General features: G+C 43.5%; 15 protein-coding genes. 1 reads left to right on the top strand and 14 read right to left on the bottom strand.

Going from position 1 to position 12,325, the window contains the following annotated elements; all coding sequences use genetic code 11:
- Positions 1–10 precede the first annotated feature (10 nt).
- From HUU58_01080 to HUU58_01040, 9 genes are all read right to left on the bottom strand, one after another.
- Complete coding sequence (locus HUU58_01080; protein ID NUN44247.1) at positions 11–994, bottom strand: nitronate monooxygenase; 984 nt, start codon at positions 992–994, stop codon at positions 11–13.
- Positions 984–1,949, bottom strand: coding sequence for a Ppx/GppA family phosphatase (locus tag HUU58_01075; GenBank protein ID NUN44246.1), 966 nt, complete (start codon positions 1,947–1,949; stop codon positions 984–986). The genes HUU58_01080 and HUU58_01075 overlap by 11 nt, the downstream gene beginning before the upstream one ends.
- Positions 1,916–2,818 (bottom strand): 50S ribosomal protein L11 methyltransferase, encoded by a 903-nt coding sequence (gene prmA, locus HUU58_01070; GenBank protein ID NUN44245.1) that lies wholly within the window; start codon positions 2,816–2,818, stop codon positions 1,916–1,918. Before prmA ends, HUU58_01075 begins: the two co-directional genes overlap by 34 nt.
- A gap of 24 nt (positions 2,819–2,842) precedes the next feature.
- Positions 2,843–3,904 (bottom strand): response regulator, encoded by a 1,062-nt coding sequence (locus HUU58_01065; GenBank protein ID NUN44244.1) that lies wholly within the window; start codon positions 3,902–3,904, stop codon positions 2,843–2,845.
- Positions 3,905–3,941: 37 nt separating this feature from the next.
- Entirely contained in the window at positions 3,942–4,676 is a 735-nt protein-coding gene (locus tag HUU58_01060; protein ID NUN44243.1) for a response regulator, read from the bottom strand.
- 20 nt (positions 4,677–4,696) lie between these two features.
- Positions 4,697–5,419 carry a response regulator gene (locus HUU58_01055; protein ID NUN44242.1) on the bottom strand — a complete coding sequence of 241 codons (723 nt, stop codon included), beginning with the start codon at positions 5,417–5,419 and terminating at the stop codon, positions 4,697–4,699.
- Between the two features lie 33 nt (positions 5,420–5,452).
- Positions 5,453–6,676, bottom strand: coding sequence for a Glu/Leu/Phe/Val dehydrogenase (locus HUU58_01050; protein ID NUN44241.1), 1,224 nt, complete (start codon positions 6,674–6,676; stop codon positions 5,453–5,455).
- A 184-nt stretch (positions 6,677–6,860) separates the two neighbouring features.
- Complete coding sequence (locus HUU58_01045) at positions 6,861–7,871, bottom strand: hypothetical protein (GenBank protein ID NUN44240.1); 1,011 nt, start codon at positions 7,869–7,871, stop codon at positions 6,861–6,863.
- 42 nt (positions 7,872–7,913) lie between these two features.
- Positions 7,914–8,537, bottom strand: a complete 624-nt coding sequence (locus tag HUU58_01040) for a sterol desaturase family protein (protein ID NUN44239.1) — start codon at positions 8,535–8,537, stop codon at positions 7,914–7,916.
- 233 nt (positions 8,538–8,770) lie between these two features.
- On the opposite strand from HUU58_01040, the gene HUU58_01035 reads away from it, so the two are divergent.
- A complete protein-coding gene (locus HUU58_01035; protein NUN44238.1) occupies positions 8,771–9,271 on the top strand; it encodes a GAF domain-containing protein in 501 nt (166 codons plus the stop codon).
- Here the strand turns inward: HUU58_01035 and HUU58_01030 are convergent.
- The 5 genes from HUU58_01030 to HUU58_01010 are packed head-to-tail and all read right to left on the bottom strand — an operon-like array spanning position 9,266 to position 12,127.
- On the bottom strand, positions 9,266–9,805 hold the full coding sequence (locus tag HUU58_01030) for a hypothetical protein (protein ID NUN44237.1): 540 nt from the start codon (positions 9,803–9,805) through the stop codon (positions 9,266–9,268). The two genes, HUU58_01035 and HUU58_01030, sit on opposite strands and share 6 nt — an antisense overlap.
- Positions 9,798–10,901 carry a DNA alkylation repair protein gene (locus HUU58_01025; protein NUN44236.1) on the bottom strand — a complete coding sequence of 368 codons (1,104 nt, stop codon included), beginning with the start codon at positions 10,899–10,901 and terminating at the stop codon, positions 9,798–9,800. The genes HUU58_01030 and HUU58_01025 overlap by 8 nt, the downstream gene beginning before the upstream one ends.
- A gap of 3 nt (positions 10,902–10,904) precedes the next feature.
- Positions 10,905–11,270, bottom strand: a complete 366-nt coding sequence (locus HUU58_01020; GenBank protein NUN44235.1) for a VOC family protein — start codon at positions 11,268–11,270, stop codon at positions 10,905–10,907.
- Positions 11,271–11,284: 14 nt separating this feature from the next.
- Entirely contained in the window at positions 11,285–11,815 is a 531-nt protein-coding gene (locus HUU58_01015; protein ID NUN44234.1) for a DinB family protein, read from the bottom strand.
- A 39-nt stretch (positions 11,816–11,854) separates the two neighbouring features.
- Complete coding sequence (locus tag HUU58_01010) at positions 11,855–12,127, bottom strand: antibiotic biosynthesis monooxygenase (GenBank protein ID NUN44233.1); 273 nt, start codon at positions 12,125–12,127, stop codon at positions 11,855–11,857.
- Positions 12,128–12,325 lie beyond the last annotated feature (198 nt).

Genomic DNA, 12,325 nt, shown 5'->3' with positions numbered 1-12,325 from the left:
ATGATTACAATTATTTTGGTTTTGTAGATCGAACAAAACGTGCGATGATGGCCGCCACGGATTCGACGGCATGGACACCGGCGACGCTTTTACCGGCTTGATAATAATCGCGTGTAGACATCTTGCCTTGCAATGATGAGCGCTTTAACTGACGCATGGACCGCAATGCATAAATCAAACGCATCATTTTTTTTAATTGGCGATGTTTGAGCATCAGGCGCGCTATGGTACCCGTTTTGTACCCGACGCGCTCGACATATTCGGTTTTTATCACGGCCAATGGTACGCCCGTAACGCGTTCTGTATGAACGATATCTGCTTCGCCGGCTTGTACGATGGCTCGTTTGTAATCCTCGTGTGCCGTACATTCGGTGGTAGCAATAAATCGGGTGGCCATCATGACGCCTGCATAACCGATTTTTAAGGTGTCTGCATAATCGTTCTCATCACCGATACCACCGGCGCACAGAATCGGCAAACCGGTATCGGCCAGCGCATCATACAGTTGCTGGGGCGAAAGATGGCCGGCATGTCCTCCCGCGCGGGCATTGACGGCAATGAGGCCGTGTACTCCGGCATCCATCGCTTTCTCCGCCCATTTGCGTTCGGTGACTTTATGATAGACGATGCCCTGGTATGGTGCGACACGATCTACGACCCAGCGCGGATTGCCAAGTGATGTGTCAAAAAAACGGATACCTTCTTCCAGCGCGATATCAATCCACTGTCGCAAACGATCTTCATAAACGCGCGATGACTTTTCGACTGTCGCGTTGAGTGCTATGGGTTTATCCGTCAGAGAACGAATATAACGAAGGCCTTGGCGAAAGTCGTATTTATGAACGTAGGTAAGCGATAAGGGTTGTATGATGCCGAGTCCTCCAGCCGCAGAAACAGCGGCAACAAGCTCCGGATTGCTGCACGGATACATAGCCCCGCAAAGAATAGGGTATTGCACACCGGCATGATGCGTAAATGCGGTTTCATTGACCATGACTTGCAAGCTCTCTTAGTATGAGACCGTAACGTAAGCCAAAATTGCTGACCGTGATTTTATCTAAATTAAAAAAAGAAAGTATTTCCGACAAAATCGTCGCCCCCGCAATAATAACATCCGCACGCTCCGGTTCCAATCCCGGCATCTTACGACGTTCTTCGAGGGTAAGGTCGCTCATTTTTTCGATCAGCGAATCCAACGCCGCTTTATCAATCATATAACCGTTGATGCGGTTGGGATCATAATGTGGGAGTGCTTGCAACATCGCACATAATGTAGTAACGGTACCGGCAACACCGAGTGCATGGGCGGGTTGAATATTTTTTATACCGGATAAATGAGTGTCAAATTCGCTGTTTACATACCGGCGAAGGCTTTCCAATTCGGATTGAAGCGGCGGATCATGATTGATAAAACGCTCCGTCATACGAACCGCGCCAATGTTCAAACTTTTTTTGAACGTCATATCGGAAGCGGAGCCGACAACGAACTCAGTACTTCCGCCGCCGATATCAATCAAGAGAATGGGGTGGTGCGCCGATGGGGGAAGAGCAAGGCAACCGCCTTGAAACGTCCACTGGGCTTCTTCATCACCGGTTAAAATTTGAATACGTTGACCGGTACGACGATAAATTTCATTTAAAATTGTTTCTTTGTTTGCGGCGTCGCGCATGGCGCTGGTGGCGCCGATGACGATTTTAGCGGCCTGATGATTTGCGGCATCTTGCACATATTCAGTTAAAACATGTGTCAGTTTATCCAATCCCTCGTGCGCGATATTTTTTTGAGCGTCCACGTTTTTTCCGAGTCTGATGATACGCTGCTTTTCAAAAAGTGTGTGCAAATGGCCGGTGGAATCCGCTTCAGCGATGAGTAAAAGTACTGTATTGGTGCCGATGTCAATTGAGGCGATCCGCATCACGATGTCCTTTGCAGTACGTAAGCGACCCATTCGCCATCGGCTCGAAATTCACTGACATGCAGATTATGTTCAGAAAACAACATGCGCATGCGTTCATCTTCGATGGCAAGGATTCCAGAAAGAATCATCATTCCGGCAGGTTTCATTTTTTGGTTCAAATTTTCCATAAACCCGGGCATCTCGAATACCGCGCGTTGGATATTGGCTAGTATTATATCGTAACGTTCGGGCCATTTAGGCGGCAGGGTTTCGATAGTGGTTAGTGCCGTTTTTACACGGGCTGAAACGCGATTACGACGAATGTTTTCTTCGGCATTTTCAAAGGCATTCGTATCCACATCAAAACCATAAACAGCGCGTGCACTGGACTTAGCGGCGGCGATCGCCAGTATTCCCGTCCCGCTGCCGACATCTAACAGTATTTTGTTTTTAACGGGAAACGATTCGATAAAACCTAAAACTAACTGTGTTGTTTCATGCGTTCCCGTACCAAATGACATTTTAGGGTCAATAACCAAGATGATATCTTTGGGTTTACGTTTGTATTTTTCCCATGAGGGGCGCACGATAAAGTGTTTTCCAACACGTCGCGGTTTGAAATTTTTCTTCCATTCGCTTTCCCAATCTTGAGCGGCCATTGGGCGAATGTGAATTGTCGTGCCCGGTCCAAGTCGCGGTGCGAGTTTAGCATGAAGTGTTTTTTCTGAGGAATAATCAGCCGGTTGAAAATAAGCCGTGAGCCCCGTTGCCGTTTCGATGGAGCCGGTGGAGCCTAATTCGAACAATAAAGCTTGTGTAGCTTCGAGATTAACGATATGACCGAGATCAACTTCCCACCAGAAGTCTTTTTTTTTCTTAGTACGTGTGCTGGAGCGTGATTTTTTTTTCTTGGGTTGCATGATTCACGGCGGAACCGCCCGATATTATTTCAGCGCCTGAAAAACGGCATGGGCAAGCGATTCATTAGTTTGTGCCTTGTCAACAAACGCTTTGATATGGTATTTGCGAAGCGCGTCGTGTTTTTCTAACTGATCCTGATCACCGTACACGATGAGCGGAATGGGTTGGCGGGATGGCCGGGTGAGAGCCACTTTGTTAAGGACTAATTCACAATCTTGCGGATCTACGATCACCACATGCGGATCGTATTTGGAAATAATGTCTTGTGTTACTTCATCGGGACTCGTTACGGTCGGAGCATAACCGGCCGATTTAAGGGCGCGGCTCGCAAGAATTCGGGGAATACGGTCTCGATCAATCACGAGAACACGTTTTTGATCTTCATCGCGTATTTCTTTGGCTTCCAATTCATCAACGATCTTGGAGGCTTCTAAGATGAGGCTCGTTACACTGGCCGAAAAACTGGTATTTTGAGAGCGTACACCTTCCTGAAAAATATAAGTGATATCTTTCATCGATGCGAGTTGAAGAAAAGCGTCTTCTTTGATGGCGTTTTTGCTTGTCGCGTAAACAATCTTGCCTTCGCTGACAAAAACGTCGCCGACTTTATTTTTAGATTTATCAAAAAATTCGAAACAGCCCGTGCGACGGCTTTGTTCTTTTTCCTGTGCTTCGGCAAAGAAATGGTGAATGGGTGTATAACGACGTTTAAGTTTGGACTCGGCGATGCGCACTTTTCCGCGTGTGACAACCTCTGCGATGTGAAAAGGTTTGCTTATGGCATCAACCGCACCGGCTTCCAGCCCTTTGACGATTTCCTCCGCATTAAAATGGCCGGTAACGAAAATGACCGGTATATATGCTGTTTCCTCGTCTTCTTGAAGCTTTTTCAAAAGTTGGTAACCGCTCATGCCGGGCATCATGACATCCATCAGGATGAGCTGATACGATGTTGTTTTTACATAGCCCAATGCTTCTTTCGCATTGGCTGCGTAATCAACTTCATAACCGTCATGCTGGAGTACGCGAATAAGTGGGTCAACGGCGTCCAGTTCGTCGTCAACCACGAGGATGTGATCTTTCATGGCAGTCTATGGTGTATAAGTAAAATATATTTGAAAACTATTCTTCTTTCCCAAGCAAACGTCTGCATTTACTGATGATTTTATTGGTCGGCGATGCGATGACACTTTGGCGCGGGATTTCTTCCTGTGTAAACCGAAAAAATCCGTCTTCCCAGTATATCATGTCATAAATAGCGTCTTCGCCTTGAACGTGACCGAGCGTAGCATTAAAAATTTGACCCTTCATAAAATACACGTTGCCTTCGATCGTACCGTCTGAAATCAGCAGGTTGCCTGTTTTAGCGGTATTCGCTAAAAGCTGGAGAACGTCAATCACGCTGACGTCGCCGAGCTTACCGAGGAATCCGTCACGCAACGTCGCTTTTTCTTTTTCAAAAGCATTAACCTGACTGACCATGCTTTCGATCCGAAGCAAAAGATCTTGTCGTTTGGTGTGGCGTTTGACGAGATAATCATTGGCACCGCAGCGGAAGCCGCGGATTTCGGTCAGCATGTCGTCAATGGCCGTAAAAAATACGAATGGTACGGTTGGTACGTTGGATGTATCGCGAATCCGTTGGCACAATTCAAAACCATTCATCTCACCAAGAAAAATATCGCTGATTACCAGATCCGGTTTTTCGCGGTTGACGATTTCCAAGGCCACGTTTCCATTGCCGGTATCAAAAACGATATAATCTTCTTTGATAAGATTTTCTTTAATAAGCAGGCGCGCCTGTTCATCGGCATCTACGAGGAGCAGTTTGGAGCGAGTTTTTTTTGTTTCTGCCATAGCCGTTTTTCTCCTCAGCTTCAGTTCAGTTTGTTTTCATCGGTGATGCGGCAATATTCCATCAAAATATTCATGGTGGCCGAATGGATGGTCGGCGTCACCTTCGGTTCAACGGATTCAAATTTAAAGACCCCAGTTTTCCATTCGCCGAGATTATACACGGCTTCTTCACCGACAAACTGTTTGTATTCGGCATGCAACATGCGTCCGTCTTCGAATGTGATTTCGGCTTTGTCGCTGTCACGGGTGATCGTCAGCAAGCCGGTTTTTTTATTCATAATCAAAAGTTGGAATACATCCACAAGACTTAAGTCGCTAAATTTACCATACAAGCCTTCTTGCATCTGATTTTCGGCTTGTTTGTATTCGTTTGATTTTTGGAGCATGGCGGATACTTTTCCGACCAACTCTTCTTTTTTAATATTCGATTTGATGAGGTAGTCGTCTGCTCCGGTTCGAAGGCCGCGTAATTCCGTTGCAACCTGATCAATAGACGTCAGGAACATAAAGGGCACCATGGGTGATTTTGAAGTTTCTCGTACTTTACGGCAAAATTCAAAACCGTCCATTTGTGGCATGATAATGTCTGATATCACGAGGTCGGGTAAATGGTCATTGACCATCTGTAAACCTTCGGCGCCATTTTCGGCTTCGATGACTTCAAAATTTTCTTTGCGCAAATTAATGCTTAATAAGGTGCGCACGGTTTTGTTATCGTCAACGATCAGAATTTTTTTAGGCATCAGAAAAAGTCCTTACTCTCTTTATTTCATAAATTAAGCATAAATTCCACGAAGTCTTAAAACCTGAGTGACGCGGTCAAGCGCCAGTATGTAAGCGCCGACGCGCATGGACTGGGCGTGGCGAAGTGCGGCGGCGTGAACCGATTCGAAACTTTCGATCATAATACGTTCAAGGCGATCATGCACTTCATGCAACGGCCAAAAAAAACCTATTCTATTTTGTACCCATTCAAAATAGGAGACTGTAACACCGCCGGCATTGGCTAAAATGTCCGGTACAACCAAGATGCCGCGTTCATGCAGCAAAGTATCAGCCTCCGGCGTGATCGGGCCATTGGCCCCTTCGCATATTATTTTAGCCTGCACTTTGGATGCGTTCTCCGAATGAATTTGGTTTTCCATAGCTGCAGGTATTAACACATCGCAATCTAGCATCAATAATTCTTCATTCGTTATTTTCTGTGCGTTGGGGTATCCGGATAAAGAACGACGGTTTTGTTGAGCAAATCGGATTGCATCAGAAATATTGATGCCTTTTTCAGAAAAATAAGACCCACTCGCATCACCGATCCCGATGATTTTGCATCCGTTTTCATACAAAAGTTGAGCGGCGGTTGCACCAACGGAACCAAATCCTTGGATAACGATGCGCGCTTCTTTAGTCGGTATGTTACGCTGTTTCATCGCGGCAAGGGCAATCAGCATAATACCACGGCCGGTGGCGTCGCGTCTTCCGTGAGAACCGCCCATAATGAGCGGTTTTCCCGTCACCACGGCGGTCTCGGTTCGCCGGACATGCATGCTGTATGTATCCATGATCCATCCCATTTCGCGTTCACCGGTATTGTTGTCCGGTGCCGGTATATCTTTATCGGGGCCGAAAATTTCAAACAAATTGGCCGTATAACGGCGAATAATTTTTTCGTAGGTCGATTCCGTAAGTCGAGAAGGATCGCACTCAATGGCGCCCTTTGCTCCACCGAACGGAATATTTACTACGGCGCACTTCCACGTCATCCATGCGGCCAAAGCGGTTGTTTCTTCAAGCGTGGCTTTCGGAGAAACTCGAATTCCACCTTTGGAGGGGCCTCGAACGGTGCTATGTATGACCCGGAAGCCTTTAAAAACTTTGATTGAACCGTCTTCAAGTACTACTGGAATGGATACAGTAACTTGTTTTTCAGGCGTAAGGAGGTATTGGCGAACACCGGTATCCAATTCCAAAATATCCGCTGCCTTTTCAAAACCACGCATCATTGGGGATGAATTCTAACATTTAAAAAGTAAAACAATACGTCCGATGGTGATTACTATCAGCATGCATAGCAATTGCAGATCGTAATTGAAAATACAGTCGCTTAAGTTGAAAATAATATTAAAGATAGAGCTAAAAATCAAATAGATTATGTTTGCATAATGTAGGTATCGTATATCTTTCTAATCAGAACAAATGTATACGAAGTGTTGAACTTAATATAAAGCCGGAGTGATCAATTTTTTGTTTTTTAAAAAACCGTGTTTGAGTTTCTTCAATATATGATCCTGAAAGGTTGTCCTTTTTTCTAACAATGTAGCTGAATTGTTGTTCTGGTATATTTATTGTTTGAGCATAACGCTGTTCAATTTTAAATTGCGTACTTATCAATTTTGACCAATAAAACTCCATACCTAAATCGCAATACATTCCGAAAGCGTTTCGATCAAATTTACTGGATTCTTTTTTTGCATTAATTATTACCGGTACGCGATAAGTACCGTAATTCTGTTTATAATAATTTGTTGATGTCAAATGGTAGCTTGCATAAGACAACCCCAAGCCGGTAGTAATTTCAAGTCGACTTTCTATATTTAATGGCATCAAAATATATCTAACGCCCGGTTGTAGAATTGATGTTTTGGAAGCTTGAACAATATCAAAAAGTAAATCACCTATTCCCGGTACGGATTCATTTATACCGGCAACCCAATTGCTTCCTGAAATTTTCTGAGCTAGAATTCGCGTGTTGGAAAATTCAACTATAAAACGGTCGTTAATGTTGTATTGTACCCCGATTTGGAAAATTTGAGGTTTAACTTTCTTTTCATCAGGGTCAGATATTTCGGCTAATACGTATGGATATCCGGATGCGCGTATATACTTGATAGTTTGTTCATAATCGCGCATTAGCGAACGTCCATAAGTTAAGAAAAAATGAATTTTCTTTTGCTTGTAATCGATAAGGTTGGATTTAATTTTTTGCTGTGGTCTGTGTTCAGAATTAATAGTGTCTTTACTGCTTGCGTCAGCGTTTTTTGTGACGTTTGGTATATATGGCTTACGATTTAATTCAGGATCATACCGGTCTTGAGCGGATGACGGGGCATTGTTTGAAAACAGTCCAACCATTATTATAATAATAATTGGATCAAAACACTTACGGGGCTTACCGGATTCGCATCGTCTAATAATCATATAGACCACTTCCCAAAATTACTCAGACTACTTAAAATATTTTTATTTATTTTTAACAGGAAACATAGTTTGCCATACGTAATCCCAAATGGGCGTACTGACTCCGAACCCTTTTTCCGGATTCTGAAAATGATGCTTCATGTGATGATTTTTTATAGCTAACCAAAACGCCGAGTGCATGTTGAAATGATGTATGGCATAATGCGTCATATCATACCACAAATACCCGATCAAAAAACCAGAAAACATGGGAGCGATATTTGATCCAAATATAATTAAAAATAAAAAATAGAATAATGCAGCTAACGGAATGCTCGCTGCCGGGGGCATGACAAGGCGTTTAGAATCATTGGGATAATCGTGGTGCACACCGTGAAAAATGAAATGTATGCGTTCCATCAGAGCGCCACGCGGCGTGAAATGAAAAACAAAACGGTGCAAAACATATTCCGTCAGAGTCCAAACGGCGAGTCCGGCTAAAATCCAAAACAAAAAGTGTTTTAGATCTGACTTTTCAATCCATAAACTCTGATAGATGAAATAAGAAATTACAGGAATAAATACGATCAACGGAACGCTAAAGTGTACTTTGGAAAAAAACTCCAAAAAATCACTTTCAAACATTCGCGGCGTTACGTCTTTGTTGGTAATAGGTTTCTTGCTCATGTAAATATTTTTTAATTTGTACTAAAAAAATAAGTCACATCGCGATGCGCATCTTTTTTGAGGGATGTTATACGATCAACGATATGAGATTTAATATCGGCCTTTCTTAGACGTAATTGTAATGATTTTGAATAGAAAATCAAGTTGTTTTTTGAAATGAAAAATGTACTTTACGTTAGCTTAAAGATAAAAGTATTATATTGAACTGAACTTTTGATATAGGGTCAAATTATATGTTTGAGACGCACTCCACCGAATATAGCACCAAGTCCGAAATGTATGCTGCATTGCATACCCAGATTCATCATTTGCTTGAAGGTGAAAACGATCTCATTGCCAACGCAGCCAACGCTTCTTCTTTATTATATTATACGTTGCCAGCACTTAATTGGGCCGGTTTTTATTTTTATAAAGGCGGTGAATTGGTGGTAGGCCCTTTTCAAGGTAAACCTGCTTGTGTTCACATCGCTATGGGCAAGGGGGTATGTGGTACGGCCGCTCAACAGAGAAAAACTGTTGTAGTGAAGGATGTGCATGCTTTCCCGGGGCATATCGCGTGCGACAGTGCTTCGAATTCTGAAATTGTGATCCCTCTGATTTCGGGAGAACAGTTATTCGGAGTTCTGGATTTGGATAGCCCTCAGATGGCTCGTTTTGACGAAACGGATCGGGCCGGTCTGGAGGAATTCGTTGATATTTTTATGAAACATACCACTTGGCCAAAGAATTTATAGCTTAGTTGTAAGATTGATTTTCTTTTTTAGGATACGTGCTCTTGCACGAAGCGCCGCACTGCCTTTCGTTTCCATTTCATCCAATAATCCCCAAACCGTAGGTAATAACCACGTATGCCGTAATGCGATATCGGCTAAGCCGGTCATCGCATTAACGGCAACAAATTTATTTTTAGTGGTGTGCGCGAGTTCAAGCAAATTCGTACTGATTCGAGCGGCATCGTTTTTTTTCCATGCGACGTAACCCAAAATCAGAGGCAGATGCATCTGTAAAGCCTCGTTGCTAATCAGCGTTACCCAGTCTTTAGCCAGGTGTGGTGATAGAGTACGTGTAGCGGTGGTTTCGTTTCGTAGGATTTTTTCTAACGCATCGGAAGCGCGGAAACAAATATCCGCATCTTCGTGCGATAAAAGATGGTATAAATTTTTAAGCGCCGTTCTATCGTGAGCCAGCTTACTTACTAGCAAATTCGCGTTAGCGATGGTTCGGCGATCGTTACCGGTAAGCATTTTTATTAATTCACTTTTAGTCATGGCGGTCGCCAAGCGTTATGTGCAAGTCTGCTATGGGATGACCATTGATGATCAAAGTAATTGCATGTTTTCCTGGATAATGCTTGCGCGTCGTAAAATTTTGAAAACGATGCCTTTTGTTCAACTTCAAAGAACCGTTATCATAAGGACCTTCACGCCATTTGAAGACTTTGCGGCTGATTTTTCCTCCGGATTTGACAAAATCAATCGCGTATTCGATGCGAAGTGTTTTGACTTTCCGGATCCGAATTTCCGCTTCAAAATCCAACGTATCACCGATAAATATTTTTTTCTTCTTGGATACAAATGAAAGCACTGAAACGCCGGAGGCATCATGCGTTCCAAAAATTGAGAGCGCTTTTTTGTTCCCGCGTTTCAAAAGCGTGCGACAGGCGTGTTTGACCAATTTGTCTGTTTCCGTAGACAAACCTCGCCAGCGTTCTGCGATCTGCAGTACGATTTCCGGATTATCCTTGGTTATGTCGTTCAGGTTATTCGCCACGCTTCGGCGAACATATTCTGAAGGATCAGCCTTAAGATTTTCTAAAATCGGCAGAATCGGAGCCGGGTCTTTTTGAAACACAGGTAATGCGATAGCCCATGGCAGTCGCGGACGGCAACCTTCGCTGGCCAATCGGCGTACATGCGGACTACTGTGCCGACTCCAAACGAGCATTTGCTGTAACATGATGTCCGGATAACGAAGAATAAAAGGCCTGATGGCGAATTCAGCGCTTGAAACTTGGGTGAATAATTCCAATGCCGGTATGGATGACTCCAAATCGTCAAGTCCGAAGTGTTCTACGAAATCCGGAAACACCATATCCGTAAACGATACATTGGTATTATTCATACGAAAACGTTTCGTCACATGAATGAGAATACCGAGCGCCTTTCGGTAATCCTCAGGTAAATGAGATCTGAGACCGGAGGAAATATGATGCATTCGATCTTTGAGTTCGCGCTGAGACCATGCGTGATCAAAAATAAAATTCGTAAATGCCCGTTTGTCAAAACTCGAATAAACGGTTTGAACCTGATCGCCTAAAGTTTCGACAAACGATCTGGAAAACATATTTTTTAATGGTTCTGCCATAGGTCATTCCGTTATTTTGAATTCAGGATTGTACATCAATCCGATCACATTACCAAACGGATCGCGCACCGATGCGATGATAAGATCGCCGCCAACACAGTTTGGATGCTCGTTGGCTTGAGCGCCTGACCGGATAAGATGATCAAACATAGCTTGCACATTGTCGGTGCGCCAATAGGTAATACTGCCGAATCCAGGTGAATTGTATTGTTTAGGATCCGGATCAAGACCAAGTTCGAATCCGCCGAATTGAAATCCGACATAAAAAGGTTGATCGAAATAGGGCTTTACACCAAACGCATCGGCATACCAACGTTTGGCCGTTTCCAGATCCGTGACGTGATGTATTACAGAGCACAATCCCAATATTTTGGTATTCATCGTTATGCTCCTTTCTGTAAGAAACTATCAAGACGATTTTTTTGATACAAGTGATGTCGAAAATGCATTTGGATCATGGCAAACCATTCGTCGCCGCTCAAATATCCGAATCGGGGGTGTTGTGCCTTGCCCTGATGTTGTTTCTGTGATAGTTCGTTAGCAATCGTTGGCATGGTTCCGATCAAAGTATTCAAATCGCGGCGTATGGCGGCAATGGATTCCGGCTGTTTGGGTGTGTACATGTCGGAAGGGGGTACTTTGATGCGTATCGGGGGAAAGCGGCCCATGAAAAACACAATTTTTCCCGGAAAGGTTTTTTTCTCATGAGCATGGGCCGGGTTATCCATACATTGCCGCACCATGCGGAGATGAAAATTTTGTGTGCCGTGTACGAGGTGGTAATACACCTGCCCAATGGACCAACTTTCTTGGTCCGGTTTACGATTGAAATTTCGTTCATCATACGTGTCCAAAGCCGCCATCCAATCGTTTGCGATGGATTCGAATTTATGTAAGTGTGCAGTGATATTCATAGTTAATTTCAAATTAGTGTTTAATGCAAAAAGCGTAAATTAATAGTGGCGAACATGACCGAAATAGACATCTTTTTCGAGAGCGTTCATTAAACGAGAGCACGATTCGGTGGAATGAAATTTTACAAAGGCCTGATCGGCATGTTTTTTGGTTTTCCATCGTAAAATATCTACAAAAACACGCGACGTGTCGTCAGCACGCATGTTTTCCCATGATATAAATCCTTCGTACGTGCCGATAATGGATTTGGCTTCAGCGACAATATCCGGCATACGCGACACAAACTCCGGTTTGATTTTAATAACAGCCACTTCCGTTACATACTCATTTGACGGAGTTTGAGTATTGGTTTGGCAAGCACTTAAGTTCAAAAATAACATTGCGAAAAAAAACAGAGAAATAAAACGTTGGTAGTTCATGATCGCCTTTCATTTTATTTTTTGTTAATTATTTTATCAAAAAATAAGGTGCATGACTGACATCCTTATGTCAGCAGGTTTTTATTTTTT

Source organism: bacterium, from assembly GCA_013360215.1.
GTDB lineage: Bacteria > CLD3 > CLD3 > SB21 > SB21 > JABWCP01.
Note: the sequence above shows the minus strand (reverse complement) of the source record. Positions and strands in the feature narration are given on the sequence as shown.